Source organism: Leclercia sp. CFBP8987, assembly GCF_034044995.2.
Classification (GTDB): Bacteria; Pseudomonadota; Gammaproteobacteria; order Enterobacterales; family Enterobacteriaceae; genus Enterobacter; species Enterobacter tamurae.
This window is the reverse complement of sequence record NZ_CM188255.1, coordinates 4693682-4720451: the sequence shown is the minus strand read 5'-3', so window position 1 is coordinate 4720451 and position 26770 is coordinate 4693682. Positions and strand designations below refer to the sequence as shown.

At 55.4% G+C, this 26770-nt stretch carries 19 protein-coding genes, 4 tRNA genes, 3 rRNA genes and 1 riboswitch; of the genes, 19 read left to right on the top strand and 7 right to left on the bottom strand.

The window, feature by feature from the left end; all coding sequences use genetic code 11:
- Nucleotides 1-96 precede the first annotated feature (96 nt).
- Nucleotides 97-272: riboswitch (cobalamin riboswitch) on the top strand.
- Nucleotides 273-338: 66 nt separating this feature from the next.
- From btuB to SOM40_RS22710, 9 genes are all read left to right on the top strand, one after another.
- Nucleotides 339-2192: a TonB-dependent vitamin B12 receptor BtuB gene (btuB, locus tag SOM40_RS22750; RefSeq protein WP_225759965.1), complete on the top strand. Its 1854-nt coding sequence runs from the start codon at nucleotides 339-341 to the stop codon at nucleotides 2190-2192.
- A complete protein-coding gene (gene murI, locus SOM40_RS22745; protein ID WP_320531168.1) occupies nucleotides 2137-2988 on the top strand; it encodes a glutamate racemase in 852 nt (283 codons plus the stop codon). Before btuB ends, murI begins: the two co-directional genes overlap by 56 nt.
- Before the next feature lie 382 nt (nucleotides 2989-3370).
- Nucleotides 3371-4912, top strand: a 16S ribosomal RNA gene (locus SOM40_RS22740).
- Between the two features lie 71 nt (nucleotides 4913-4983).
- Nucleotides 4984-5060 (top strand) — tRNA-Ile (locus SOM40_RS22735).
- Between the two features lie 37 nt (nucleotides 5061-5097).
- A tRNA-Ala gene (locus SOM40_RS22730) sits at nucleotides 5098-5173 on the top strand.
- Between the two features lie 206 nt (nucleotides 5174-5379).
- A 23S ribosomal RNA gene (locus SOM40_RS22725) occupies nucleotides 5380-8286 on the top strand.
- A gap of 95 nt (nucleotides 8287-8381) precedes the next feature.
- A 5S ribosomal RNA gene (rrf, locus tag SOM40_RS22720) occupies nucleotides 8382-8497 on the top strand.
- The 16S, 23S and 5S rRNA genes sit together here with 4 tRNA genes alongside, the layout of an rRNA operon.
- Before the next feature lie 55 nt (nucleotides 8498-8552).
- Nucleotides 8553-8629, top strand: a tRNA-Asp gene (locus SOM40_RS22715).
- 50 nt (nucleotides 8630-8679) lie between these two features.
- A tRNA-Trp gene (locus tag SOM40_RS22710) sits at nucleotides 8680-8755 on the top strand.
- A gap of 101 nt (nucleotides 8756-8856) precedes the next feature.
- On the opposite strand, the gene hdfR is transcribed toward SOM40_RS22710, so the two are convergent.
- Entirely contained in the window at nucleotides 8857-9678 is an 822-nt protein-coding gene (gene hdfR, locus SOM40_RS22705; RefSeq protein ID WP_225759967.1) for an HTH-type transcriptional regulator HdfR, read from the bottom strand.
- A 118-nt stretch (nucleotides 9679-9796) separates the two neighbouring features.
- Between hdfR and SOM40_RS22700 the strand changes: the two genes are divergently transcribed.
- Nucleotides 9797-10135 (top strand): MaoP family protein, encoded by a 339-nt coding sequence (locus tag SOM40_RS22700; RefSeq protein WP_106995960.1) that lies wholly within the window; start codon nucleotides 9797-9799, stop codon nucleotides 10133-10135.
- Between the two features lie 25 nt (nucleotides 10136-10160).
- Here the strand turns inward: SOM40_RS22700 and SOM40_RS22695 are convergent, their stop codons facing one another.
- Nucleotides 10161-11681, bottom strand: a complete 1521-nt coding sequence (locus SOM40_RS22695) for a YifB family Mg chelatase-like AAA ATPase (protein WP_320531124.1) — start codon at nucleotides 11679-11681, stop codon at nucleotides 10161-10163.
- A 342-nt stretch (nucleotides 11682-12023) separates the two neighbouring features.
- On the opposite strand from SOM40_RS22695, the gene ilvL reads away from it, so the two are divergent.
- From ilvL to ilvA, 7 genes are all read left to right on the top strand, one after another.
- Nucleotides 12024-12122 (top strand): ilv operon leader peptide, encoded by a 99-nt coding sequence (gene ilvL, locus SOM40_RS22690; RefSeq protein WP_001311244.1) that lies wholly within the window; start codon nucleotides 12024-12026, stop codon nucleotides 12120-12122.
- An 86-nt stretch (nucleotides 12123-12208) separates the two neighbouring features.
- The gene (ilvX, locus tag SOM40_RS22685; protein ID WP_196221615.1) at nucleotides 12209-12259 is read left to right on the top strand and encodes a peptide IlvX; all 51 of its coding nucleotides are present in this window, start codon (nucleotides 12209-12211) and stop codon (nucleotides 12257-12259) included.
- A gap of 2 nt (nucleotides 12260-12261) precedes the next feature.
- Nucleotides 12262-13908: an acetolactate synthase 2 catalytic subunit gene (gene ilvG, locus SOM40_RS22680; RefSeq protein ID WP_320531125.1), complete on the top strand. Its 1647-nt coding sequence runs from the start codon at nucleotides 12262-12264 to the stop codon at nucleotides 13906-13908.
- Nucleotides 13905-14174, top strand: coding sequence for an acetolactate synthase 2 small subunit (gene ilvM / locus SOM40_RS22675; protein ID WP_032615208.1), 270 nt, complete (start codon nucleotides 13905-13907; stop codon nucleotides 14172-14174). Before ilvG ends, ilvM begins: the two co-directional genes overlap by 4 nt.
- Before the next feature lie 16 nt (nucleotides 14175-14190).
- The gene (gene ilvE, locus SOM40_RS22670) at nucleotides 14191-15120 is read left to right on the top strand and encodes a branched-chain-amino-acid transaminase (protein ID WP_106995957.1); all 930 of its coding nucleotides are present in this window, start codon (nucleotides 14191-14193) and stop codon (nucleotides 15118-15120) included.
- A gap of 60 nt (nucleotides 15121-15180) precedes the next feature.
- Entirely contained in the window at nucleotides 15181-17031 is a 1851-nt protein-coding gene (ilvD, locus tag SOM40_RS22665; RefSeq protein ID WP_166184765.1) for a dihydroxy-acid dehydratase, read from the top strand.
- Nucleotides 17032-17033: 2 nt separating this feature from the next.
- On the top strand, nucleotides 17034-18578 hold the full coding sequence (gene ilvA / locus SOM40_RS22660; RefSeq protein WP_231313875.1) for a threonine ammonia-lyase, biosynthetic: 1545 nt from the start codon (nucleotides 17034-17036) through the stop codon (nucleotides 18576-18578).
- Here ilvA and ilvY read toward each other — a convergent pair.
- Nucleotides 18575-19465: an HTH-type transcriptional activator IlvY gene (gene ilvY, locus SOM40_RS22655; protein WP_312191084.1), complete on the bottom strand. Its 891-nt coding sequence runs from the start codon at nucleotides 19463-19465 to the stop codon at nucleotides 18575-18577. The two genes, ilvA and ilvY, sit on opposite strands and share 4 nt — an antisense overlap.
- A 152-nt stretch (nucleotides 19466-19617) precedes the next feature.
- Between ilvY and ilvC the strand changes: the two genes are divergently transcribed.
- A complete protein-coding gene (gene ilvC / locus SOM40_RS22650; RefSeq protein ID WP_106995954.1) occupies nucleotides 19618-21093 on the top strand; it encodes a ketol-acid reductoisomerase in 1476 nt (491 codons plus the stop codon).
- A gap of 88 nt (nucleotides 21094-21181) precedes the next feature.
- Here the strand turns inward: ilvC and ppiC (SOM40_RS22645) are convergent, their stop codons facing one another.
- Together ppiC (SOM40_RS22645) and ppiC (SOM40_RS22640) are read right to left on the bottom strand one after the other, a co-directional pair.
- Nucleotides 21182-21463 carry a peptidylprolyl isomerase PpiC gene (gene ppiC, locus SOM40_RS22645; RefSeq protein WP_032615193.1) on the bottom strand — a complete coding sequence of 94 codons (282 nt, stop codon included), beginning with the start codon at nucleotides 21461-21463 and terminating at the stop codon, nucleotides 21182-21184.
- Between the two features lie 49 nt (nucleotides 21464-21512).
- On the bottom strand, nucleotides 21513-21794 hold the full coding sequence (gene ppiC, locus SOM40_RS22640; RefSeq protein WP_320531126.1) for a peptidylprolyl isomerase PpiC: 282 nt from the start codon (nucleotides 21792-21794) through the stop codon (nucleotides 21513-21515).
- A gap of 112 nt (nucleotides 21795-21906) precedes the next feature.
- Between ppiC (SOM40_RS22640) and rep the strand changes: the two genes are divergently transcribed.
- Nucleotides 21907-23928, top strand: a complete 2022-nt coding sequence (rep, locus tag SOM40_RS22635; RefSeq protein ID WP_320531127.1) for a DNA helicase Rep — start codon at nucleotides 21907-21909, stop codon at nucleotides 23926-23928.
- Between the two features lie 45 nt (nucleotides 23929-23973).
- Here rep and gppA read toward each other — a convergent pair whose 3' ends face one another.
- A complete protein-coding gene (gene gppA / locus SOM40_RS22630; protein WP_261645413.1) occupies nucleotides 23974-25458 on the bottom strand; it encodes a guanosine-5'-triphosphate,3'-diphosphate diphosphatase in 1485 nt (494 codons plus the stop codon).
- Between the two features lie 5 nt (nucleotides 25459-25463).
- Nucleotides 25464-26729, bottom strand: coding sequence for an ATP-dependent RNA helicase RhlB (rhlB, locus tag SOM40_RS22625; RefSeq protein WP_225759971.1), 1266 nt, complete (start codon nucleotides 26727-26729; stop codon nucleotides 25464-25466).
- Between the last annotated feature and the right edge of the window lie 41 nt (nucleotides 26730-26770).

The following is a 26770-nucleotide window of genomic DNA, read 5'->3' as shown; positions in this document are numbered from 1 at the left end:
CTGATTGATGATGAATTACGCGGGGATTGTAGGGATTGTGCAGGGGATGTCCAGCCTTAATGGTTAACGGCAGTCTGGACATCTATACGTGTCTAAATGTAGCATTATGTTTCCGGTCTCTTGTGAGTGAAAAGGGAATCCAGTGCAAATCTGGAGCTGACGCGCAGCGGTAAAGACTGGCGGGATGAGCGCTGTAGACACTGTGAAAATGGGAAGTCTTCATCCTTATAAAGCCACCTAGCCCGAAGACCTGCCGGGATCACGTCGCATTTGGTTTCATCATCGCGTGCTATGGGTGAGGCCTGCGGCATCCTTCTTATATTGTGGATGCTTTAACAATGATTAAAAAAGTATCGCTGTTGACGGCGCTTTCCGTCACGGCATTTTCGGGCTGGGCGCAGGATGGCGCAGACGCGTTGGTCGTAACGGCAAACCGTGTTGCACAACCTGCCAATACCGTTCTGGCCCCCAGCTCCGTTGTTACCCGGGAAGACATTGAACGCTGGCAGGCAAAAAGCGTCGTTGAGGTCATGTCACGCTTACCGGGTGTGGATATCGCCCAGAGCGGTGGGATAGGCGCTAACTCCTCTACCTTTATTCGCGGGACCGAATCCCGTCATGTGCTGGTGCTGATTGACGGCATTCCACTGAATAACGCCGGGATCAGTAACTCACCGGATCTCAGCCAGATTCCCGTGTCGCTCATTCAGCGTGTCGAATACATTCGTGGCCCGCGCTCGGCCCTGTATGGTTCGGATGCGATTGGCGGCGTGATTAACATTATTACGGGTCGGGACAAGCCAGGGGCGGAAATTACCGCCAGCGTCGGCTCGAAAGGCTATCAATCCTATGATGGCGCCTTCCAGCAGGTGCTGGATAAAACCAAAATCACCCTCGGCGGTAACTATACCTACACCCGTGGCTTTGATATCGATGCGGCAGATGCGCCACGCCAGCCCGATCGCGACGGCTTTATGAGCAAGTCGCTGTTTGGCTCGGTTGAGCAGCAGATCACCGACAACCTGAGCGGCTTCGTGCGTGGGCTCGGCTATGACAACCGCACGGCGTATGACGGCTATGAGCATTATGACGACAGCTTTATGGTCGATGGCCTGCCGGATACGCGTCAGCTGTATAGCCAGAACTGGGACACCGGCCTGCGCTATAACCAGGGGATCTACCAGACCCAACTGGTGGGTGGTTACGGTCGCAGCAAAGATCAGAACTATGACCCGAGCAAAGGCCGCTATGCTTCGTCTGCCACTACGGATGACGTCAAGCAATACACCGCCCAGTGGATGAACACCGTCACGGTGGGCCACGGCAATATCGGCGCGGGTCTGGACTGGCAGAAGCAAAAAACCCAGGCGGGAACCGGCTATCTGGATAAAGGCTACGAGCAACGCAACACCGGGGTTTTCCTGTCCGCCATGCAGCAGTTCGATAGCGTCACCCTGGAAGCCGCCGCGCGTAATGACGATAACTCTAACTTTGGCAACCATAACACCTGGCAGACCAGCGCCGGATGGGAGTTTATCGAAGGTTACCGGATTATCGGTTCCTACGGCACGGCCTACAAAGCGCCGACCATGAGCCAGATCCACAGTGCGAGCTACGGCAACCCGGACCTGAAGCCGGAAGAGAGCAAGCAGTGGGAAGGTGGCTTTGAGGGACTGACCGGACCGGTGACCTGGCGTGTATCGGGTTATCGCAACGATATCGATAACCTGATCAGCAGCGACCCGCGTACGTTCCGCTACTACAACGTGGATAAAGCACGCATCAAAGGTATTGAAGCCACGGCGCAGTTCGATACGGGTCCGGTGGGGCATCAGATTTCTTATGACTATGTTGATCCGCGTAATGCCAAAACCAACGAAGTGCTGGCTCGCCGTTCGAAGCAGCAGGTGAAGTACCAGCTGGATACGCAGGTATGGGATCTCGACTGGAATCTGGCCTACCGCTATCTGGGCACCCGTTATGACGTGGCGTATGATCCAAATACGTTCACCTCAGAGCGAGTGAAAATGGGTGGGGTAAGTTTGTGGGATCTCGCCGTTTCATATCCTGTCACCTCTCACCTTACAGTTCGTGGTAAAATCGCCAACCTGTTCGATAAAGACTACGAGACAGTTTATGGCTACGAAACTGCAGGACGGGAATACACCTTGTCTGGCAGCTACACCTTCTGACCCACGTCCCACCGTCCTGGTGTTTGACTCCGGTGTCGGTGGGCTTTCAGTCTATGATGAGATTCGGCATCTGCTGCCGGATCTTCATTACATCTATGCATTCGATAACGTAGCTTTTCCTTATGGGGAGAAGAGCGAAACGTTTATTGTCGAACGCGTCGTTGAAATCGTTACCGCCGTACAACAACATTATCCTCTCGCCCTGGCGGTGATTGCCTGTAATACGGCGAGTACGGTTTCCCTTCCCGCTTTACGCGAAAAATTCCCGTTCCCGGTTGTCGGCGTGGTGCCAGCGATTAAACCTGCGGCGCGTCTGACGGCGAATGGCGTGGTGGGACTGCTGGCAACCCGCGGTACGGTTAAGCGTCCTTATACCCGCGAGCTGATCGAACGCTTTGCCAATGAATGCAAGATTGCCATGTTAGGGTCTGCCGAGCTGGTGGAGATGGCGGAAGCGAAGCTGCATGGTCAGGCAGTATCCCTGGAGGAGCTGAGCCGTATCTTGCGTCCATGGCTGAAAATGTCGGAACCGCCCGATACGGTTGTGCTGGGCTGCACGCATTTCCCTCTATTACAGGAGGAGTTGCTTGCCGTTCTGCCAGAAGGGACCCGGTTGGTGGATTCCGGTGCGGCTATTGCCCGTCGCACCGCCTGGCTGCTTGAACATGAAGCGCCAGATGCAAAATCTGCCGACAACAATATTGCGTATTGCATGGCATTGACCGCTGAGACTGAGCAACTTTTACCCGTTTTACGCCGTTACGGCTTTGAAACGCTCGAAAAACTAGCGCTGTAGCACGTTTTTGAGCAAAAAAAAGACGGTTGAAAGATTTTTTTAAATTAGCTCTTGTCACTGCCGAAGAACTCCCTATAATGCGCCTCCACTGACACGGAACAACGGATTACAAACCGCCGTGACAGCAGGCTTCAGAGATGAACGCCGGCGGAGAAAAGCGAAAATAATTGCTTGACTCTGAATGAGGAAAACGTATTATACGGGACCTCGCAACGGTGAGCGAAAGCCGCGTTGCACTGCTCTTTAACAATTTATCAGACAATCTGTGTGGGCACTCAAAGTGACATGGATTCTTAACGTCGCAAGACGATAAATGAATACCAAAGTCTCTGAGTGAACATACGTAATTCATTACGAAGTTTAATTCACGAGCATCAAACTTAAATTGAAGAGTTTGATCATGGCTCAGATTGAACGCTGGCGGCAGGCCTAACACATGCAAGTCGAACGGTAGCACAGGGGAGCTTGCTCCCTGGGTGACGAGTGGCGGACGGGTGAGTAATGTCTGGGAAACTGCCTGATGGAGGGGGATAACTACTGGAAACGGTAGCTAATACCGCATAACGTCGCAAGACCAAAGAGGGGGACCTTCGGGCCTCTTGCCATCAGATGTGCCCAGATGGGATTAGCTAGTAGGTGGGGTAATGGCTCACCTAGGCGACGATCCCTAGCTGGTCTGAGAGGATGACCAGCCACACTGGAACTGAGACACGGTCCAGACTCCTACGGGAGGCAGCAGTGGGGAATATTGCACAATGGGCGCAAGCCTGATGCAGCCATGCCGCGTGTATGAAGAAGGCCTTCGGGTTGTAAAGTACTTTCAGCGAGGAGGAAGGCGGTGAGGTTAATAACCTCATCGATTGACGTTACTCGCAGAAGAAGCACCGGCTAACTCCGTGCCAGCAGCCGCGGTAATACGGAGGGTGCAAGCGTTAATCGGAATTACTGGGCGTAAAGCGCACGCAGGCGGTCTGTCAAGTCGGATGTGAAATCCCCGGGCTCAACCTGGGAACTGCATTCGAAACTGGCAGGCTAGAGTCTTGTAGAGGGGGGTAGAATTCCAGGTGTAGCGGTGAAATGCGTAGAGATCTGGAGGAATACCGGTGGCGAAGGCGGCCCCCTGGACAAAGACTGACGCTCAGGTGCGAAAGCGTGGGGAGCAAACAGGATTAGATACCCTGGTAGTCCACGCCGTAAACGATGTCGACTTGGAGGTTGTTCCCTTGAGGAGTGGCTTCCGGAGCTAACGCGTTAAGTCGACCGCCTGGGGAGTACGGCCGCAAGGTTAAAACTCAAATGAATTGACGGGGGCCCGCACAAGCGGTGGAGCATGTGGTTTAATTCGATGCAACGCGAAGAACCTTACCTACTCTTGACATCCAGAGAACTTAGCAGAGATGCTTTGGTGCCTTCGGGAACTCTGAGACAGGTGCTGCATGGCTGTCGTCAGCTCGTGTTGTGAAATGTTGGGTTAAGTCCCGCAACGAGCGCAACCCTTATCCTTTGTTGCCAGCGGTTAGGCCGGGAACTCAAAGGAGACTGCCAGTGATAAACTGGAGGAAGGTGGGGATGACGTCAAGTCATCATGGCCCTTACGAGTAGGGCTACACACGTGCTACAATGGCGCATACAAAGAGAAGCGACCTCGCGAGAGCAAGCGGACCTCATAAAGTGCGTCGTAGTCCGGATTGGAGTCTGCAACTCGACTCCATGAAGTCGGAATCGCTAGTAATCGTAGATCAGAATGCTACGGTGAATACGTTCCCGGGCCTTGTACACACCGCCCGTCACACCATGGGAGTGGGTTGCAAAAGAAGTAGGTAGCTTAACCTTCGGGAGGGCGCTTACCACTTTGTGATTCATGACTGGGGTGAAGTCGTAACAAGGTAACCGTAGGGGAACCTGCGGTTGGATCACCTCCTTACCTTAAAGAACCTGCCTTTGCAGTGCTCACACAGATTGTCTGATGAAAAGTAAGCAGTAAAAAATCTCTGCAGGCTTGTAGCTCAGGTGGTTAGAGCGCACCCCTGATAAGGGTGAGGTCGGTGGTTCAAGTCCACTCAGGCCTACCAAATTTGCGATGCAAATTTGAAGAGATTTAACTACGATGGGGCTATAGCTCAGCTGGGAGAGCGCCTGCCTTGCACGCAGGAGGTCTGCGGTTCGATCCCGCATAGCTCCACCATCCTTTACTGCGACAACACGAAAACTTCAGAGTGTACCTGCGAAGGTGCGCTGCGAAGTTTTGCTCTTTAAAAATCTGGATCAAGCTGAAAATTGAAACGACACACTGTGTCTGCTCTCCGTAATAAGAGCAGATGAAGGTGTGTTCGAGTCTCTCAAATTTTCGCAAAACGATGATGAATCGAAAGAGACATCTTCGGGTTGTGAGGTTAAGCGACTAAGCGTACACGGTGGATGCCTAGGCAGTCAGAGGCGATGAAGGACGTGCTAATCTGCGATAAGCGTCGGTAAGGTGATATGAACCGTTATAACCGACGATTTCCGAATGGGGAAACCCAGTGCAATCCGTTGCACTATCGTTAAGTGAATACATAGCTTAACGAAGCGAACCAGGGGAACTGAAACATCTAAGTACCCTGAGGAAAAGAAATCAACCGAGATTCCCCCAGTAGCGGCGAGCGAACGGGGAGCAGCCCAGAGTCTGAATCAGCATGTGTGTCAGTGGAAGCGTCTGGAAAGTCGCAGGGTACAGGGTGATACTCCCGTACACGAAGATACACCTGCTGTGAACTCGAAGAGTAGGGCGGGACACGTGGTATCCTGTCTGAATATGGGGGGACCATCCTCCAAGGCTAAATACTCCTGACTGACCGATAGTGAACCAGTACCGTGAGGGAAAGGCGAAAAGAACCCCGGCGAGGGGAGTGAAAAAGAACCTGAAACCGTGTACGTACAAGCAGTGGGAGCACCCTTGTGGTGTGACTGCGTACCTTTTGTATAATGGGTCAGCGACTTATATTCTGTAGCAAGGTTAACCGTATAGGGGAGCCGAAGGGAAACCGAGTCTTAACTGGGCGTTAAGTTGCAGGGTATAGACCCGAAACCCGGTGATCTAGCCATGGGCAGGTTGAAGGTTGGGTAACACTAACTGGAGGACCGAACCGACTAATGTTGAAAAATTAGCGGATGACTTGTGGCTGGGGGTGAAAGGCCAATCAAACCGGGAGATAGCTGGTTCTCCCCGAAAGCTATTTAGGTAGCGCCTCGTGAATTCATCTCCGGGGGTAGAGCACTGTTTCGGCTAGGGGGCCATCCCGGCTTACCAACCCGATGCAAACTGCGAATACCGGAGAATGTTATCACGGGAGACACACGGCGGGTGCTAACGTCCGTCGTGAAGAGGGAAACAACCCAGACCGCCAGCTAAGGTCCCAAAGTCATGGTTAAGTGGGAAACGATGTGGGAAGGCACAGACAGCCAGGATGTTGGCTTAGAAGCAGCCATCATTTAAAGAAAGCGTAATAGCTCACTGGTCGAGTCGGCCTGCGCGGAAGATGTAACGGGGCTAAACCATGCACCGAAGCTGCGGCAGCGACACTATGTGTTGTTGGGTAGGGGAGCGTTCTGTAAGCCGTTGAAGGTGGACTGTGAGGTCTGCTGGAGGTATCAGAAGTGCGAATGCTGACATAAGTAACGATAAAGCGGGTGAAAAACCCGCTCGCCGGAAGACCAAGGGTTCCTGTCCAACGTTAATCGGGGCAGGGTGAGTCGACCCCTAAGGCGAGGCCGAAAGGCGTAGTCGATGGGAAACAGGTTAATATTCCTGTACTCGGTGTTACTGCGAAGGGGGGACGGAGAAGGCTATGTTGGCCGGGCGACGGTTGTCCCGGTTTAAGCATGTAGGCGGAGGTTCCAGGTAAATCCGGAACCTTATTCAACGCTGAGGTGTGATGACGAGGCACTACGGTGCTGAAGCAACAAATGCCCTGCTTCCAGGAAAAGCCTCTAAGCATCAGGTAACATCAAATCGTACCCCAAACCGACACAGGTGGTCAGGTAGAGAATACCAAGGCGCTTGAGAGAACTCGGGTGAAGGAACTAGGCAAAATGGTGCCGTAACTTCGGGAGAAGGCACGCTGATGGTAGGTGAAGCGACTTGCTCGTGGAGCTGAAATCAGTCGAAGATACCAGCTGGCTGCAACTGTTTATTAAAAACACAGCACTGTGCAAACACGAAAGTGGACGTATACGGTGTGACGCCTGCCCGGTGCCGGAAGGTTAATTGATGGGGTTAGCGGCAACGCGAAGCTCTTGATCGAAGCCCCGGTAAACGGCGGCCGTAACTATAACGGTCCTAAGGTAGCGAAATTCCTTGTCGGGTAAGTTCCGACCTGCACGAATGGCGTAATGATGGCCAGGCTGTCTCCACCCGAGACTCAGTGAAATTGAAATCGCTGTGAAGATGCAGTGTACCCGCGGCAAGACGGAAAGACCCCGTGAACCTTTACTATAGCTTGACACTGAACACTGGTCCTTGATGTGTAGGATAGGTGGGAGGCTTTGAAGCGTGGACGCCAGTCTGCGTGGAGCCAACCTTGAAATACCACCCTTTAATGGCTGGTGTTCTAACGTGGACCCGTAATCCGGGTTGCGGACAGTGTCTGGTGGGTAGTTTGACTGGGGCGGTCTCCTCCTAAAGAGTAACGGAGGAGCACGAAGGTTAGCTAATCCTGGTCGGACATCAGGAGGTTAGTGCAATGGCATAAGCTAGCTTGACTGCGAGAGTGACGGCTCGAGCAGGTGCGAAAGCAGGTCATAGTGATCCGGTGGTTCTGTATGGAAGGGCCATCGCTCAACGGATAAAAGGTACTCCGGGGATAACAGGCTGATACCGCCCAAGAGTTCATATCGACGGCGGTGTTTGGCACCTCGATGTCGGCTCATCACATCCTGGGGCTGAAGTAGGTCCCAAGGGTACGGCTGTTCGCCGTTTAAAGTGGTACGCGAGCTGGGTTTAGAACGTCGTGAGACAGTTCGGTCCCTATCTGCCGTGGGCGCTGGAGAATTGAGGGGGGCTGCTCCTAGTACGAGAGGACCGGAGTGGACGCATCACTGGTGTTCGGGTTGTCATGCCAATGGCACTGCCCGGTAGCTAAATGCGGAAAAGATAAGTGCTGAAAGCATCTAAGCACGAAACTTGCCCCGAGATGAGTTCTCCCTGACCCTTTAAGGGTCCTGAAGGAACGTTGAAGACGACGACGTTGATAGGTCGGGTGTGTAAGCGCAGCGATGCGTTGAGCTAACCGATACTAATGAACCGTGAGGCTTAACCTTACAACGCCGAAGCTGTTTCGGCGGATTTGAAGACGATTTTCAGCTGATTACAGATTACTCATCACGCCTGCGGGCGGGGTGAACAACAGAATTTGCCTGGCGGCTGTAGCGCGGTGGTCCCACCTGACCCCATGCCGAACTCAGAAGTGAAACGCCGTAGCGCCGATGGTAGTGTGGGGTCTCCCCATGCGAGAGTAGGGAACTGCCAGGCATCAAATTACGTAGTGAACCGGGGCATTAATCCGGTGGTTACAGAAGTATTCGGTGGAGCGGTAGTTCAGTCGGTTAGAATACCTGCCTGTCACGCAGGGGGTCGCGGGTTCGAGTCCCGTCCGTTCCGCCACCTATTAAAACTAAGCCTGCTAATGTAGCAGGCTTAGTAGTAAGAAATTTAGGGGCGTAGCTCAGTTGGTAGAGCACCGGTCTCCAAAACCGGGTGTCGCGAGTTCGAGTCTCTCCGCCCCTGCCATATAAAGAATCCTTTGCTTCGGCAAAGGATTTTTTTTTGCCTGTAAGAAAGCAAAACCTGCCTCTTTCACGTCTTTCCGTTGCGTCCTTGCAACGTATCCTTTAATCCATCACATTGATTTTAAGCAGATCTTTGATTTGGCCTTGCTTATCGCTGTTTTGCAACCAGATGGCATACAGTGGCCTCTGAAGGGTGGCAGAATCTGTCACCGTATGTAATCCCGGTTTATTACTGGCCCAGCGTTGCGGCAACCAGGTGCAACCTTTTAACGATGCGAGCTGCTGGCAGGCTATCTCAGCGGAACTGGTGGTCAGGATCGGAACATCGTCAATGGCAATCAAACCGGCCTCATGCGGCTGGAAATCGGGGCCCCACTCGAGTCGCAGATAGTTCAGGTCGCTTTTCATGGCCGAAGGTTCAGCAGCATAAAGCGCCAGGGTGAACTGTCCGAGGATCTGGCTGCTAAATTCATCCATTTTCGGCGCTTCGGTGGTGATCAGCAGATCCAGCTGTCGTTCATGCAACTGCTTCACCAACGACTGCCGCTGCGCAATGCGGGCCTCAAACTGCAGCTGTCCGTGAGAGCGATATAATCGGCTAAGCCAGGGGCTTAGCATGCACTCCCATAAAGAGGCGCTGGCACCGATAGAAAACTCATTATGCTTTGAGGTATGGGCAACCTCTTTACGCGCGGCCTGCCAGGTATTCATCAGGGTTTCTGCATAGGGCAGAAGCTTTTCACCCGCAGGCGTTAAGCGAATGTTATTGCGATGACGGGTAAAAAGATTCACCCCAAGCTGATTTTCAAGCTGACGAATACGAAAGCTCACTGCCGACTGAGTCAGATAAAGCGCTTCTGCGGCGCGCCCAAAGTGGCGAGTTCTGCTCACTTCGAGGAAAGTTTTTAGCAATTCCGTATCCACGGTTTTCTCCGCAAAATAATTTGTCGTTATGATTTAAATGTTTTGTTGGACGCTCTGTCAAGCGTAACTAATACTCCGCGCCATAAATAGCTCGGCCAAAGATATAGGAGCGTGTAGGATGGCGGAAAGCTTTACGACGACTAATCGTTTTTTCGACAATAAAAATTATCCACGCGGATTTTCTCGCCATGGTGATTTCACCATCAAAGAGGCACAACTGCTTGAGCGCCACGGTTATGCTTTCAATGAACTGGATTTGGGAAAACGTGAACCCACCACTGATGACGAAAAATCGTTTGTTGCCGTCTGCCGTGGCGAGCGTGAGCCGGTAACGGAAGCGGAGCGCGTATGGATCAAGTATATGGGGCGTATCAAGCGTCCAAAGCGGTTCCATACTCTGTCTGGTGGTAAACCACAGATGGAAGGTGCAGAAGACTACACCGAATCAGACGATTAAGAAGAAGGGGCTCCGGCCCCTTTTTTTATGCCAGCATTTTTTGCAGATGCAGTAGTAGACGATCGATAGCGCGATAGCTCAAGGCCTCCTGCAGGTGTCTACGTTCAATCTTTTCACTCTCCTCCAGATCGGCAATCGTACGGGCCACCTTCAGCAGCCGCTGCCAGGCACGTACCGACAGGCCGAACCGGGTAAGGGTCTCTTCCAGCCACTGGGCATCTTCTGTCGTGAGTGGGCAAAACCTGCGGATCTCCGCATTATCCAGATGGGCATTGAGTTTATTTTGCCGCACCAGCTGCCGCTCCTGCGCGGCGATCACTCTGTTTCGCACGGTGATGCTGGATTCTCCCATAGTGTGCGTCTGGCTTAGTAACCCTGGCGGCGGTAGCGGGATCTCAAGGGATAAGTCGAAGCGGTCGAGAAACGGTCCCGACAGACGCCCCAGATAGCGAAGCGTCTGTTCGGGTGAACAGCGATTATGATTGCCCTGATAGTGCCCCGTTGGGCTGGGATTCATGGCGGCGATAAGCTGGAAGCGAGCCGGATAACTGATCTTTGCGCGAGTACGGGAGATATTGATCTGCCCGGATTCAATAGGCTCGCGTAACGCATCCAGCACGCGTCGTTCAAACTCGGGTAACTCGTCCAGAAAGAGAATGCCATTGTGCGCCAGCGAAATCTCTCCCGGCGCAGGGATAGCACCCCCGCCCACCATGGCCACGAGCGAGGCGCTGTGATGAGGTGCGCGAAAGGGACGCTGACGCCACTGCTTATACATCGATGTGGCGTTGACCAGACTTACGATTGCCGCACTCTCCAGTGCCTCATGGTTACTGAGTGGCGGCAGCAGGCCATTGAGTCGGCTCGCGAGCATGGTTTTGCCGGTGCCTGGTGGGCCAATGAGCAGTAGATTGTGCGCGCCGGCCGCGGTGATTTCCAGCGCCCGTTTACCCTGCTCCTGACCGATGATATCGCTGATATCACGATCGTCATTGCCTGGCACAAAAGGCTCTCCAGCGGGTGCAGTCAGCTCGTGATGGCCCTCCAGAAAGGCGCATACCTCCTGCAAGTGCTCTGCCACCAGACAGCCTTTTTGTTCGATAAGGCTGACTTCGGCAGCGTTATCGTTGGCGACGATAATCTCTCTGCCAGCCTGTATGGCCGCCAGGGCGCCGGATATCGCGCCGGGAACCCCTCTTAATGCGCCTGTGAGCGCCAGCTCACCCACGAACTCGTATGCGCTTAGCCTGGCAGAGGAGAGCTGCTCAGAGGCAGCGAGAAGCGCAATGGCGATAGGTAAATCATATCTTCCTCCTTCCTTAGGTAAATCGGCCGGTGCCAGATTAATGGTGATCTTTTTGGCCGGAAAGGTATAACCGCTATTGATGATGGCGCTGCGTACCCGATCTCTGGCCTCTTTGACGGTGGTTTCCGGCAGGCCGACCAGCGTTAAGCCCGGGAGCCCATTACTGAGGTGAACTTCTACGGAAATGAGCGGCGCTTTAACGCCTAACGCAGCGCGGGTATAAACAACCGACAATGACATAAAGAGCCTCCTTGTAGCGCCACTATGTCACTTTGTAGTCCCGGTTTTTATCGCCAAATCGCGTTTTTACGCAGCCTGTTCCGCAATATTTCCCCGAAATTGCAACCTTTTCATCGTCATGGAAGCGTGCTCGCAAAGCGCAATACGTTTTCCTTATCGGCCTTTGTTGAGTAACAAAAAATGAAAATAATTCATTTTCTATTTTTGTCATAAAAAACAATGATTTTTATCTAAACTATTAGCGTCATAAGAAAGTGAATTATAAAAAAAAGTTGTGCTCGGTTCGATATCTGTGATAACTCTTTAGGTATTCCTTCGAACAAGATGCAAAAAGAACAGAAAATGACAGCCCTTCTACGAGTGATTAGCCTGGTCGTGATTAGCGTGGTGGTGATTATTATCCCACCGTGCGGGGCTGCACTTGGACGAGGAAAGGCTTAGTAATCAAGCCTTAACGAACTAAGACCCCCGCACCGAAAGGTCCGGGGGTTTTTTTATGACCTTAAAACATAAACGAGGAGCAGACGATGAGTAGTAGCACAAAATTCTGTTTCTCACGATTTACGACGGGGAAGTAACTATGAATGGCGCACAGTGGGTAGTACATGCGTTGCGAGCGCAGGGAGTCGATACTATCTTCGGTTACCCGGGTGGCGCAATTATGCCGATTTACGATGCGTTGTATGACGGCGGCGTGGAACACCTGTTGTGCCGACACGAGCAGGGTGCGGCGATGGCGGCCATTGGTTATGCCCGTGCAACCGGGAAAACAGGCGTCTGCATGGCGACCTCAGGCCCAGGCGCTACCAACCTGATCACCGGCCTGGCTGACGCGCTGCTTGATTCCGTTCCGGTTGTGGCGATCACCGGCCAGGTTGCTTCTCCTTTGATCGGCACCGACGCTTTCCAGGAAGTGGACGTTCTCGGTTTGTCACTGGCTTGTACGAAACACAGCTTCCTCGTGCAATCCCTGGAAGAGCTGCCGCGCGTTATGGCGGAAGCCTTTGAGGTGGCAAACTCAGGCCGTCCTGGTCCGGTTCTGGTTGATATCCCGAAAGATATCCAGGTTGCCCTTGGCGAGTTGGAGCCGCACTTCTCCACCGTTGAGAATGAGGATGCGTTCCCGTTTGCCGAAGTCAGCGAGGCCAGCCAGATGTTAGCCCACGCGCAAAAGCCGATCCTGTATGTTGGCGGCGGCGTGGGGATGGCGCAGGCGGTGCCGGCCATGCGCGAATTTATCGCCACCACCCGGATGCCAGCGGCCTGCACTTTAAAAGGCCTGGGTGCGGTGGAGGCTGACTACCCGTACTATCTCGGCATGTTGGGGATGCACGGCACCAAAGCCGCCAACCTCGCCGTGCAGGAGTGTGACCTGCTGATCGCCGTGGGTGCGCGTTTTGATGACCGCGTAACCGGCAAGCTGAATACCTTCGCTCCGAATGCCAAAGTCATTCATATGGATATCGACCCGGCAGAGATGAATAAGCTCCGTCAGGCGCACGTGGCCCTGCAGGGTGACCTCAACGCGCTGCTGCCTGCGTTACAGCAGCCTTTGGCGATCGACGCGTGGCGTCAGCATGCGGCAGAGATGCGCCGCGAGCACGCCTGGCGCTACGACCATCCTGGTGAAGCGATCTATGCCCCGTTGCTGCTCAAGCAGCTGTCGGATCGCAAACCGGCCGACAGCGTGGTGACCACCGACGTGGGCCAGCATCAGATGTGGTCCGCCCAGCACATGACCTACACGCGGCCGGAAAACTTCATCACCTCTAGCGGTTTAGGCACTATGGGCTTCGGCTTGCCAGCTGCCGTAGGTGCCCAGGTGGCGCGCCCGGAGGATACGGTGATCTGTGTCTCCGGTGATGGGTCCTTCATGATGAATGTTCAGGAACTGGGCACCATCAAGCGTAAGCAGCTGCCGGTGAAAATCGTGCTGCTGGATAACCAACGTTTAGGCATGGTGCGCCAGTGGCAGCAGCTCTTTTTCCAGGAGCGTTACAGCGAAACCACCCTGACCGATAACCCTGATTTCCTCGTTCTGGCCAGTGCCTTTGGCATCCCTGGCCAGCACATCACCCGTAAAGACCAGGTTGAAGCGGCACTTGATGAAATGCTGTCAAGCAAGGGGCCTTACCTGCTTCATGTCTCAATCGACGAGCTTGAGAATGTCTGGCCGTTGGTGCCGCCCGGCGCCAGTAACTCACAAATGCTGGAGAAATTATCATGATGCAACATCAGGTCGCCGTGCAGGCTCGCTTCAACCCGGAAACATTAGAACGTGTGTTGCGCGTGGTGCGCCATCGTGGGTTCCAGATATGTTCCATGAACATGGAAACCGCCACCGACGCGCAGAACATAAATATCGAATTGACCGTTGCCAGCCAGCGCCCCGTCGAATTACTGTTTAGCCAGTTGAGCAAACTGGTCGACGTCGCACGGGTCGATATCCAGCAGCGTGCCGCTACATCGCAAACACAACAAATTCGCGCCTGAGCGCAAAGGAAGAAAAATGACGACGAAGAAAGCTGATTTCATTTGGTCCAATGGTGAGATGATTCGCTGGGAGGACGCTACAGTCCACGTGATGTCCCACGCGCTTCATTACGGTACCTCTGTTTTTGAAGGCATCCGTTGCTACGACTCACACAAAGGTCCGGTGGTGTTCCGCCATCGCGAACACATGCAACGTCTGCGTGATTCAGCCAAAATTTATCGTTTCCCGGTTTCCCAAAGCGTTGACGAGCTGATGGAAGCTTGCCGCGCCGTCCTGCGCAAAAACAACCTGACCAGCGCCTATATTCGTCCTCTGGTGTTCGTGGGCGATGTGGGGATGGGCGTTAACCCGCCAGCCGGTTACACCACCGATGTGATCATCGCCGCGTTCCCGTGGGGAGCCTACCTCGGTGCAGAAGCGCTGGAGCAGGGGATCGACGCGATGGTTTCCTCCTGGAACCGTGTGGCACCAAACACTATCCCGACCGCAGCCAAAGCGGGCGGTAACTACCTCTCCTCCCTGTTGGTTGGCAGCGAAGCACGTCGCCACGGCTATCAGGAAGGTATCGCCCTGGATGTGAACGGCTATATCTCTGAAGGTGCAGGTGAGAACCTGTTTGAAGTGAAAGATGGCATTCTGTTCACCCCGCCATTCACCTCTTCAGCCCTGCCGGGCATCACCCGTGACGCCATCATCAAGCTGGCGCAGGATCTGGGTATCGAAGTGCGCGAGCAGGTTCTGTCCCGCGAATCGCTGTACCTGGCTGATGAAATCTTCATGTCCGGTACCGCAGCAGAGATCACCCCGGTACGCAGCGTTGACGGCATCCAGGTAGGCGAAGGTCGCCGTGGTCCGGTCACCAAACGTATCCAGGACGCCTTCTTTGGCCTCTTTACCGGTGAAACCGAAGATAAATGGGGTTGGTTGGATCAGGTTAATCAATAAGCATAAATATGGGACGGCACGCACCGTCCCATTTACCAGATAGACGGGAGTAAATAACGCATGCCTAAGTACCGTTCCGCCACCACCACTCACGGCCGCAACATGGCCGGCGCCCGCGCACTGTGGCGCGCCACCGGGATGACCGACGCCGATTTCGGCAAACCGATTATCGCCGTGGTCAACTCGTTCACCCAGTTCGTTCCGGGTCACGTTCATCTTCGCGATCTCGGGAAGCTGGTTGCCGAGCAGATTGAAGCCTCCGGCGGCGTGGCGAAAGAGTTCAACACCATCGCCGTGGATGACGGGATCGCGATGGGGCACGGGGGCATGCTTTATTCACTGCCGTCGCGCGAGCTGATCGCCGATTCGGTGGAGTACATGGTTAACGCCCACTGTGCCGATGCGATGGTCTGCATCTCCAACTGCGACAAAATCACCCCGGGGATGCTGATGGCCTCCCTGCGCCTGAACATTCCGGTGATCTTCGTCTCCGGTGGCCCAATGGAAGCGGGTAAAACCAAGCTGTCCGATAAAATCATCAAGCTCGACCTGGTCGACGCGATGATTCAGGGCGCCGACCCGAAAGTCTCCGACGAGCAGAGCGATCAGGTTGAGCGTTCGGCCTGTCCGACCTGCGGTTCCTGTTCTGGTATGTTCACCGCCAACTCGATGAACTGTCTGACCGAAGCGCTGGGCCTGTCTCAGCCGGGTAACGGCTCGCTGCTGGCGACCCACGCCGATCGTAAAGAGCTGTTCCTCAACGCCGGTAAACGCATCGTTGAACTGACCAAACGTTACTACGAGCAGGACGATGCCAGCGCACTGCCGCGCAATATCGCCAGCAAAGCGGCGTTTGAAAACGCTATGACCCTGGATATCGCCATGGGCGGTTCGACCAACACCGTTCTGCACCTGCTGGCCGCGGCTCAGGAAGCGGAAATTGATTTCACCATGACCGACATTGACCAGCTGTCCCGCAAGGTACCGCAGCTGTGTAAGGTTGCGCCAAGCACCCCTAAATATCACATGGAGGATGTTCACCGTGCCGGTGGCGTGTTGGGGATTCTGGGCGAGCTGGATCGCGCCGGGCTGTTGAACCGTGAGGTGAAAAACATTCTTGGGCTGACGTTGCCACAAACGTTGGATCAGTACGATGTGATGCTGACCAAAGACGACGCGGTAAAAAGCATGTTCCGCGCCGGCCCGGCAGGGATCCGTACCACGCAGGCGTTCTCGCAGAACTGTCGCTGGGACACTCTGGATGACGACCGCGCCGAAGGCTGCATTCGCTCGCTGGAAAACGCCTACAGCAAAGATGGCGGCCTGGCGGTTCTGTACGGCAACTTCGCGGAAAACGGCTGTATCGTTAAAACCGCAGGCGTGGATGACAGCATCCTCAAATTCACCGGCCCGGCAAAAGTCTATGAGAGCCAGGATGATGCGGTAGAAGCGATCCTCGGCGGCAAAGTCGTGGCTGGCGATGTTGTCGTCATCCGCTATGAAGGACCAAAAGGCGGGCCGGGAATGCAGGAGATGCTCTACCCGACCACCTTCCTCAAATCCATGGGCCTCGGTAAAGCCTGTGCGCTGATCACCGACGGTCGTTTCTCCGGCGGTACTTCCGGCCTCTCCATCGGTCACGTTTCGCCGGAAGCAGCCAGCGGCGGCAACATCGCGATTATCGAAGATGGCGACCTGATCGAAATCGACATTCCGAATCGCGGTATTCAACTGCAGCTGAGCCCGCAGGAAATCGCTGCCCGCCGTGAAGCACAGGATGCGCGTGGCGATAAAGCCTGGACGCCGAAAGATCGTCAGCGTGAAGTCTCCTTCGCCCTGCGTGCCTACGCCACCCTTGCTACCAGTGCGGATAAAGGCGCGGTACGCGATAAATCCAAGCTTGGGGGCTAATGATGGCCGAATCCCAACCCTTATCGTCTGCCCCTGAGGGGGCGGAATATCTCCGGGCAGTGCTGCGTGCGCCGGTCTATGAAGCGGTGCAGGTCACGCCGCTGCAGAAAATGGACAAGCTGTCTTCGCGACTGGATAACGTCATTCTGGTGAAGCGCGAAGACCGCCAGCCAGTGCACAGCTTCAAGCTGCGCGGCGCCTACGCGATGATGGCCGGGCTGACCGACGAGCAAAAAGCGCGTGGCGTGATCACCGCTTCGGCGGGCAACCATGCCCAGGGCGTGGCGTTCTCTGCCGCGCGGCTGGGGCTGAAAGCCCTGATCGTCATGCCTGTGGCAACCGCAGATATTAAAGTCGATGCGGTGCGGGGATTTGGCGGCGAAGTGCTGCTCCACGGTGCCAATTTTGACGAGGCGAAGGCCAAAGCCATCGATCTGGCGCAGCAGCAGGGCTTCACCTGGGTGCCGCCGTTTGATCACCCGATGGTGATTGCCGGCCAGGGCACCCTTGCGCTGGAGCTGTTGCAGCAGGATGCCCATCTCGACCGCGTATTCGTACCGGTTGGCGGCGGCGGGTTAGCTGCGGGCGTGGCGGTGCTGATCAAACAGCTGATGCCGCAGATCAAAGTCATCGCCGTTGAAGCCGAGGATTCTGCCTGCCTGAAGGCGGCGCTGGATGCGGGTCATCCGGTGGACTTACCACGCGTCGGGCTGTTTGCCGAAGGCGTGGCGGTGAAACGCATCGGGGATGAAACCTTCCGCGTCTGCCAGGAGTATCTCGACGACATCATCACCGTCGACAGCGATGCGATCTGCGCGGCGATGAAGGATCTGTTCGAGGATGTGCGTGCAGTGGCAGAACCGTCCGGCGCGCTGGCGCTGGCGGGGATGAAAAAATACATCGCTCAGCACAACATCCGCGGCGAGCGTCTGGCCCACGTGCTCTCCGGGGCTAACGTCAACTTCCACGGTCTGCGCTACGTTTCCGAACGTTGCGAGCTGGGAGAGCAGCGTGAAGCGTTGCTGGCGGTGACCATTCCGGAAGAGAAGGGCAGTTTCCTTAAGTTCTGCCAGCTGCTGGGCGGTCGTTCGGTGACGGAGTTCAACTACCGGTTTGCCGATGCCAAAGACGCCTGCATTTTTGTCGGCGTGCGTCTGAGCCGTGGGGTGGAAGAGCGTAAAGAGATACTCAACCTGCTGCACCAGGGTGGCTACAGCGTGGTGGATCTCTCCGATGATGAAATGGCGAAGCTGCACGTTCGCTATATGGTCGGGGGGCGTCCGTCGAAACCGTTACAGGAGCGTCTGTTCAGCTTCGAGTTCCCGGAGTCACCTGGCGCATTGCTTAAGTTCCTGCATACCCTGGGTACACACTGGAACATCTCCCTGTTCCACTACCGCAGCCACGGCACCGACTACGGTCGCGTGCTGGCGGCATTCGAGCTGGGCGAGCATGAGCCGGATTTTGAAACGCGGCTGAACGAGCTGGGTTACGACTGTCATGATGAGACCCATAACCCGGCGTTCAGGTTCTTCCTGGCGGGTTAATGGTTCGGCAGTAAATTCCAGAACGCATCAATAAGCGGCTCATGCAGCCGCTTTTTTTGTGCACACACGCCAAGCTCAAACGGTGTTTTCTCGTCGCTGCGCTCCAGAATCATCACGCGATTGCGCACCGGTTCCGGGCTGTTCTCCAGCACCACTTCCGGCAGCAGCGCCACGCCGCAGCCGAGCGCCACCATCGAGACCATCGCCTCGTGGCCGCCGACCGTGGCATAAATTGACGGATTACTGATCTTCTGGCGACGGAACCACAGCTCGATGCGGCGACGTACCGGCCCCTGATCGGCCATGATAAAGGGCACCGTGGACCAGTCGGGTTTTTCCACCGACACCTGATTACGCACCGGGCAAGGCAGCGCCGGGGCGATCAGCACTACCGCCAGATTTTCCAGCATCGAAAACGCCACCGCACCCGGCAGGGTTTCCGGCTTCCCGGCAATCGCCAGATCCGCTTCTCCCGTCACCACCTTCTCCATCGCGTCGGCGGCATCGCCGGTGGTGAGTTTGATCTCCACCGACGGATGTTCGGCCCGGAAGCGATCGAGGATGGGCGGCAGATGGCTATAGGCGGCGGTCACCGAGCAGAAGATATGCAGTTCCCCGGAAAGCGATGGCCCCTGCTGGTCGATGGTGTGGCGCAGCTGCTGATACTGCAACAAGGTTTGCTGGGCAAACGTCCGCAACTCTTCCCCGGCTTCGGTGAGGGTGACCGTGCGGTTGTCGCGTATAAACAGCGGTTGGCCGAGGTCCTCTTCCAGGCGCTGGATCTGGCGGGAAAGCGTAGAGGGGCTGACGTGCATCGCCCGCGCGCTGCGGCCAAAATGACGGCTTTCCGCCAGATGCAGGAACAATTTCAAATCGCGTAAATCCACCGATTCCACTCCCGGGTTTTATATTGCAGAAATTGCAACGTGACGTTGTGAATATATCAATTTCCGCAATAAATTTCCTGTTGTAATGTGGGTACATTCTCGCTGAAAAGCGAACCGAACAATAAGACGCACAACATCACGAGGTATCACCCATGGCTAACTACTTTAATACACTGAACTTGCGCCAGCAGCTGGCGCAGCTGGGCAAATGCCGCTTTATGGCGCGCGACGAATTTGCTGATGGCGCGAGCTACCTTCAGGGTAAAAAAGTGGTCATCGTCGGCTGTGGCGCACAGGGTCTGAACCAGGGCCTGAACATGCGTGACTCCGGTCTGGATATCTCTTATGCCCTGCGTAAAGAAGCGATTGCTGAGAAGCGTGCTTCCTGGCGCAAAGCGACCGAAAACGGCTTCAAAGTCGGTACCTACGAAGAGCTGGTTCCGCAGGCGGATCTGGTGGTTAACCTGACCCCGGACAAACAGCACTCTGACGTTGTGCGTTCCGTACAGCCACTGATGAAAGACGGCGCGGCGCTGGGTTACTCCCACGGCTTCAACATCGTTGAAGTGGGCGAGCAGATCCGTAAAGACATCACCGTGGTAATGGTGGCGCCGAAGTGCCCGGGTACCGAAGTGCGTGAAGAGTACAAACGTGGTTTCGGCGTGCCGACGCTGATCGCGGTTCACCCGGAAAACGATCCGAAAGGCGAAGGCATGGCGATTGCCAAAGCATGGGCAGCGGCCACCGGCGGCCACCGTGCGGGCGTGCTGGAATCTTCCTTCGTTGCGGAAGTGAAATCTGACCTGATGGGTGAGCAGACTATCCTGTGCGGTATGCTGCAGGCCGGTTCCCTGCTGTGCTTCGACAAGCTGGTGGAAGAAGGCACCGACCCGGCATACGCTGAGAAACTGATTCAGTTCGGCTGGGAAACCATCACCGAAGCGCTGAAGCAGGGCGGTATCACCCTGATGATGGATCGTCTGTCTAACCCGGCTAAACTGCGTGCCTTCGCGCTGTCCGAGCAGCTGAAAACCATCATGGCTCCGCTGTTCCAGAAACACATGGACGACATCATCTCCGGTGAGTTCTCTTCCGGCATGATGGCTGACTGGGCTAACGACGACAAAAACCTGCTGACCTGGCGTGAAGAGACCGGCAAAACCGCGTTCGAAACCGCTGCGCAGTTCGATGGCAAAATCAGCGAGCAGGAGTACTTCGATAAAGGCGTTCTGATGATTGCGATGGTGAAAGCGGGCGTTGAGCTGGCCTTCGAAACCATGGTGGATTCCGGCATCATCGAAGAGTCTGCGTACTATGAATCACTGCACGAGCTGCCGCTGATCGCGAACACCATCGCCCGTAAGCGTCTGTACGAAATGAACGTGGTGATCTCCGATACCGCTGAGTACGGTAACTACCTGTTCTCTTACGCTTGCGTACCGCTGCTGAAAGAGTTCATGACCACTCTGCAGACCGGCGATCTGGGTAAAGCGATCAACGAAGGCGCGGTAGATAATGCCCAGCTGCGTGACGTGAACGAAGCGATTCGCAGCCACGAGATCGAGAAAGTAGGCCAGAAGCTGCGTGGCTATATGACCGATATGAAACGTATTGCCGTAGCGGGTTAAGTAAATTGTCGGGTGGCGGCTACGCCTTACCCGACCTACAAAGTGCAAAAGTAGGCCCGGTAAGCGTTAGCGCCACCGGGCTTTTTTATTAGTTGCGGTACAGCACCTTAATGATGTGGTAACCGAACTGGGTGTGCAGTGGGCCGGTTGGCTCCAGCACCGGGCAGGAGAACACCACTTTATCGAACGCCGGAACCATCTGGCCCTGACGGAATTCACCCAGGTGACCGCCTTTTTTACCTGATGGGCAGGTGGAGTGCTTTTTCGCCAGCTTCTCGAAGTCGCCGCCGTTCTTGATCTGCTCCAGAAGCTCCAGAGCCAGTTTCTCTTCTTTTACCAGGATGTGCATTGCTGCCGCTGTTTTCGCCATGATCGTGCCTTGAAGGGTTGAGTAAAATCGGGGCGCAATATACCACGCGTTAGCTGCGGTACAGCACCTTAATGATATGGTAGCCAAATTTGGTTTTCACCGGGCCGTAAGGCTTCAGTAGCGGACAGCTGAAGACCGCCTGATCGAAAGGGCCCACCATGGTACCCTGCTTAAATTCACCTAAATCGCCGCCGTTACGCCCGGACGGGCATTTCGAGTAGCGCTTCGCCAGATGATCAAAGCTGATGCCGCGTTCCAGTTTGACGAGGATCTCCTGCGCCAGTTTCTCTTCTTTTACCAGAATGTGCAGGGCCGCTGCGGTCTTTTTCATGGTTCTGCTCTCGGGGTTCAACGCGTTTTCTTCACTTTATCATTAGCCGGTAAATCTGCGCCCGGCTTTCTGCTACAATCCCCACCCCGTTCGAAGATTGAGCAATATTCCCATGCGTTTAAACCCTGGACAACAACAAGCGGTCGAATTCGTTACTGGACCATGCCTGGTGCTGGCAGGGGCAGGTTCCGGTAAAACCCGCGTGATCACCAACAAGATCGCCCACCTGATCCGCGGCTGCGGCTATCAGGCACGCCATATCGCGGCGGTAACCTTTACCAACAAAGCGGCGCGCGAGATGAAAGAGCGTGTCGGCCAGACGTTAGGGCGTAAAGAGGCGCGCGGCCTGATGATCTCCACCTTCCATACCCTGGGGCTGGATATCATTAAGCGCGAATACGCGGCGTTGGGCATGAAGTCGAACTTCTCCCTGTTCGACGATACCGATCAGGTGGCATTGCTGAAAGAGCTGACCGAAGAGCTGATCGAAGACGACAAAACGGTGTTGCAGCAGTTGATCTCTACGATCTCCAACTGGAAAAACGATCTGATGGACCCTGCCCAGGCCGCTGCAAGCGCCAAAGGAGAGCGGGATCGGATCTTCGCCCACTGCTACAGCCTGTACAACGATCATCTCAAAGCCTGCAACGTGCTGGACTTTGACGATCTGATCCTGCTGCCAACGCTGCTGCTTCAGCGCAATGAAGAGGTGCGCGAGCGCTGGCAGAACAAGATCCGCTACCTGCTGGTGGATGAATATCAGGACACTAACACCAGCCAGTACGAGCTGGTGAAACTGCTGGTGGGCCAGCGGGCGCGTTTTACTGTGGTAGGCGATGACGATCAGTCGATCTACTCCTGGCGTGGCGCCCGTCCGCAAAACCTGGTCCTGCTGAGCAAAGATTTCCCGGCGCTGCAGGTGATCAAGCTGGAGCAGAACTACCGCTCATCCGGCCGTATTCTGAAGGCGGCAAACATCCTGATCGCCAATAACCCGCACGTCTTCGAAAAGCGTCTCTTCTCCGAGCTGGGCTATGGTACTGAGCTTAAGGTGCTGAGCGCTAATAACGAAGATCACGAAGCCGAACGCGTGGCGGGGGAGCTGATTGCTCATCACTTTGTGAATAAGACCAACTACAAAGATTACGCCATTCTCTATCGCGGAAATCACCAGTCGCGCGTCTTTGAAAAGATGCTGATGCAGAACCGCATCCCGTACAAAATTTCGGGTGGGACGTCGTTCTTCTCGCGCCCGGAAATTAAGGATCTGCTCGCCTACCTGCGCGTACTCACCAACCCGGATGATGACAGCGCTTTCCTGCGGATCGTGAATACGCCGAAGCGTGAGATTGGCCCGGCGACGCTGCAAAAATTAGGTGAATGGGCGATGACCCGTAATAAGAGCCTGCTGACCGCCAGCTTCGATATGGGTCTGAGCCAGACCTTAACCGGGCGTGGTTATGAATCGTTGACCCGCTTCACTCATTGGCTGCGCGAGATCCAGCAGCTGAGCGAACGGGAGCCGATCGCAGCGGTGCGCGATCTGATCCGCGGGATCGATTATGAATCCTGGCTGTACGAAACCTCTGCCAGCCCGAAAGCGGCGGAGATGCGGATGAAGAACGTCAATACGCTTTTCACCTGGATGACCGAGATGCTGGAAGGTTCTGACATCGACGAGCCGATGACTCTGACCCAGGTCGTCACCCGCTTTACCCTGCGTGACATGATGGAGCGCGGCGAAAGCGAAGAGGAGGCGGATCAGGTGCAGCTCATGACCCTGCACGCCTCGAAAGGGCTGGAGTTCCCCTACGTCTACCTGGTGGGCATGGAAGAGGGCATCCTGCCGCACCAGAGCAGCATCGATGAAGATAACGTCGATGAAGAGCGCCGCCTGGCCTACGTGGGCATTACGCGAGCACAAAAAGAGCTGACCTTTACGCTGTGCAAAGAGCGCCGCCAGTACGGGGAACTGGTGCGTCCGGAGCCGAGCCGCTTCCTGCTGGAATTACCGCAGGATGATGTGCTCTGGGAGCAGGAGCGCAAAGTAATTACCGCCGAAGAGCGGATGCATAAAGGCCAGGCCAGTATCGCCAATATTCGCGCGATGATGGAGAAGGCAAAAAACCGCTAGTTTGAGAGCCCGGTAAGCGTAATGTCGCCGGGCGTCTAATCGGGGTTATTGAGCTTCAAGCACCCAGTGGACATAGCTCTGCCACTGACACTCCTGCACCAGCATTTCTGCGCCCAGCGGATGGGTATCCAGCCAGTTTTCCGGCAGGTTCAGCGTCAACTTCTCGCTTTCCGCCATCAGGGTGATGGCTGGCAGCAAATCGTCGCGCCGACGGCTGGCAAAAAGGATCGCCAGACGCAACAGGCGGCAGAGATGCTCCGCCACGCGCGGCGGCACCGCATTTTGCTGGTGGAGCGAAGAGAGGTCGACGGGGTTGGTCTGGTTTAACAGCAGCGTGGCCAACAGCTTCTTTTGCGCCGGGGTGTAGCCGGGCAGATCGAGATTGCGTACCAGGTAGGCACCATGTAGCGGCGCCTGTTTGAAATCAACGCTCAGGCCGATCTCGTGCAGTTGGCACGCACTCACCAGCAGTTCGCGGCTGACAGGATCCAGATGCCACTCGTTTTCGACCTGATCGAGGAAACTGATCGCCAGGTTCGCTACCCGATGCGCCTGTTCGATATCCACCATAAACCGGCGCTGGATATTGCGCAGCGTATGGTTGCGAATGTCCTGATCGACGGCCAGATGCAGCATGCCGTAAACCAGACCTTCCCGTAGCGCACCGCCCGCAAGGGTCATGCACTGAATATTCAGTTCGGTGAAAATGGCAATCAGGATCGCCAGGCCGCTGGGGAAGACCAGGGCACGTTCAAGGGTAAGCCCTTCGATTTCGAGCTCTTCCAGACGACCACAGTGGATGGCGCGCTGCTTTAACTGCTGCAGTTTCGCCAGCGTGATGCGCTCATCCATCCCCTGCGCCATCATAATTTCCTGCAACGCCTGGACGGTGCCGGATGCGCCAACGCAGACCTTCCAGCCGTGATAACGCAGCTCATCCGCCACCGGACGTAGCACCTCGCGGGCGGCTTTTTCCGCGTCATCGAAGTTCTCTTGCGCCAGATTGCGATCGGTAAAGTAGCGTTCAAGCCAGGTAACACAGCCCATCGACAAACTGTTCAGGGAGGTTGCCTGCGCACCGATACCGGTGACCAGCTCGGTGCTTGCGCCGCCGATATCCACCACCAGACGACGCTCATCCCCGCCGGTGGTGTGCGCCACGCCCTGGTAAATCAGGCGGGCTTCTTCTTCACCGCTGATCACCTGGACCGGACAACCGAGGATTTCCTGTGCCTTAGCAATAAACTCCCCGGCATTCACCGCCAGACGCAGGGTTGCGGTGGCGACGACACGGATTTGCTGGGGAGGAATATCCTGCAGACGTTCAGCAAAGAGGCGCAGGCATTGCCAGCCGCGCTCCATAGCTTCAGGAGAGAGATGATTATCCGCACTCAGGCCCGCCGCGAGACGGACCTTGCGTTTAATACGCGTCAGCGTCTGTATACTTCCCGCCACCTCGCGTACAACCAGCATATGAAAACTATTCGAACCTAAATCAATAGCTGCATAGAGCGAGGTGGACCGGAGCATATTTTTTAACCTGAACGACGACGGTTACGCGGGGCGCTGTTACGGCGCGGGCCATTGCCGGAACGGGCGCGGGTCAGGCGCTTCGCTGGTGGCAGTTCGCTTAACAGCGCATCCGGGTTGTATTTACTCTGCGGAATCGAGTGACCGATGTAGGTCTCAATTGCCGGCAGGTTCAGGGCGTACTCTTCACAGGCAAGGCTGATAGAGTGACCGCTGGCGCCCGCACGACCGGTACGGCCGATACGGTGAACGTAATCTTCGCAGTCATCCGGCAGGTCGTAGTTGAAGACGTGGGTGACCGCCGGGATGTGCAGACCGCGTGCGGCGACGTCCGTTGCTACCAGAATATCCAGGTCGCCACGGGTGAAATCTTCAAGAATGCGCAGGCGTTTTTTCTGCGCGACGTCGCCGGTCAACAGACCTACACGGTGTCCATCCGCAGCCAGATGGCCCCAGATATCTTCACAACGGTGTTTGGTGTTGGCGAATACAATGGCGCGATCTGGCCACTCTTCTTCGATCAGCGTTTGCAGTAAACGCATTTTCTCTTCGTTCGACGGGTAGAAGAGCTCTTCTTTAATACGGTGGCCGGTTTTCTGTTCCGGTTCCACTTCAACGTATTCTGCGTTGTTCATCTGTTCGAACGCCAGTTCACGCACGCGATACGACAGCGTTGCCGAGAACAGCATGTTCAGGCGCTGGTTAGCGACAGGCATGCGGCGGAACAGCCAGCGGATATCTTTAATGAAGCCCAGATCGTACATGCGATCGGCTTCATCCAGTACCACAACCTGGATAGCACCGAGGTTAATGTGGTTCTGTTTGGCGTAATCGATCAGACGGCCGGTGGTGCCGATCAAAATATCGACGCCGCTTTCCAGCACTTTCAGCTGTTTGTCGTAACCGTCACCGCCGTAGGCCAGGCCGAGTTTCAGGCCGGTGGTCTGTGCCAGCGGTTCTGCGTCAGCGTGGATCTGTACCGCCAGTTCTCGCGTCGGGGCCATGATCAGCGCGCGCGGCTGGTTAACTTTGCGGTCAGCAATTGCCGGGTGAGAAAGTAAATAATGAAACGTTGACGTTAAAAACGCCATCGTTTTGCCGGTACCGGTTTGCGCCTGCCCTGCAACATCGCGGCCTGCCAGCGTTAGCGGGAGGGCGAGAGCCTGAATAGGCGTGCAGTTATGAAACCCTTTATTTTCAAGGGCTTCGATGACTTTTGGGTGCAGGGCGAAGTCGGTAAACTTCTGTTCTGTTAAATGTGTTTTGCTCATAGTGTGGTAGAATATCAGCTATCTATTGCTTTACGAAAGCG

Bases quoted from the DNA above. Each gene is read 5' to 3' on its own strand.
- btuB (WP_225759965.1), top strand. From the start codon at position 339: ATGATTAAAAAAGTATCGCTGTTGACGGCGCTTTCCGTCACGGCATTT.
- murI (WP_320531168.1), top strand. From the start codon at position 2,137: ATGGCTACGAAACTGCAGGACGGGAATACACCTTGTCTGGCAGCTACA.
- SOM40_RS22700 (WP_106995960.1), top strand. From the start codon at position 9,797: ATGGCGGAAAGCTTTACGACGACTAATCGTTTTTTCGACAATAAAAAT.
- SOM40_RS22695 (WP_320531124.1), bottom strand. From the start codon at position 11,681: ATGTCATTGTCGGTTGTTTATACCCGCGCTGCGTTAGGCGTTAAAGCG.
- ilvL (WP_001311244.1), top strand. From the start codon at position 12,024: ATGACAGCCCTTCTACGAGTGATTAGCCTGGTCGTGATTAGCGTGGTG.
- ilvG (WP_320531125.1), top strand. From the start codon at position 12,262: ATGAATGGCGCACAGTGGGTAGTACATGCGTTGCGAGCGCAGGGAGTC.
- ilvM (WP_032615208.1), top strand. From the start codon at position 13,905: ATGATGCAACATCAGGTCGCCGTGCAGGCTCGCTTCAACCCGGAAACA.
- ilvE (WP_106995957.1), top strand. From the start codon at position 14,191: ATGACGACGAAGAAAGCTGATTTCATTTGGTCCAATGGTGAGATGATT.
- ilvD (WP_166184765.1), top strand. From the start codon at position 15,181: ATGCCTAAGTACCGTTCCGCCACCACCACTCACGGCCGCAACATGGCC.
- ilvA (WP_231313875.1), top strand. From the start codon at position 17,034: ATGGCCGAATCCCAACCCTTATCGTCTGCCCCTGAGGGGGCGGAATAT.
- ilvC (WP_106995954.1), top strand. From the start codon at position 19,618: ATGGCTAACTACTTTAATACACTGAACTTGCGCCAGCAGCTGGCGCAG.
- ppiC (WP_032615193.1), bottom strand. From the start codon at position 21,463: ATGGCGAAAACAGCGGCAGCAATGCACATCCTGGTAAAAGAAGAGAAA.
- ppiC (WP_320531126.1), bottom strand. From the start codon at position 21,794: ATGAAAAAGACCGCAGCGGCCCTGCACATTCTGGTAAAAGAAGAGAAA.
- rep (WP_320531127.1), top strand. From the start codon at position 21,907: ATGCGTTTAAACCCTGGACAACAACAAGCGGTCGAATTCGTTACTGGA.
- gppA (WP_261645413.1), bottom strand. From the start codon at position 25,458: ATGCTCCGGTCCACCTCGCTCTATGCAGCTATTGATTTAGGTTCGAAT.
- rhlB (WP_225759971.1), bottom strand. From the start codon at position 26,729: ATGAGCAAAACACATTTAACAGAACAGAAGTTTACCGACTTCGCCCTG.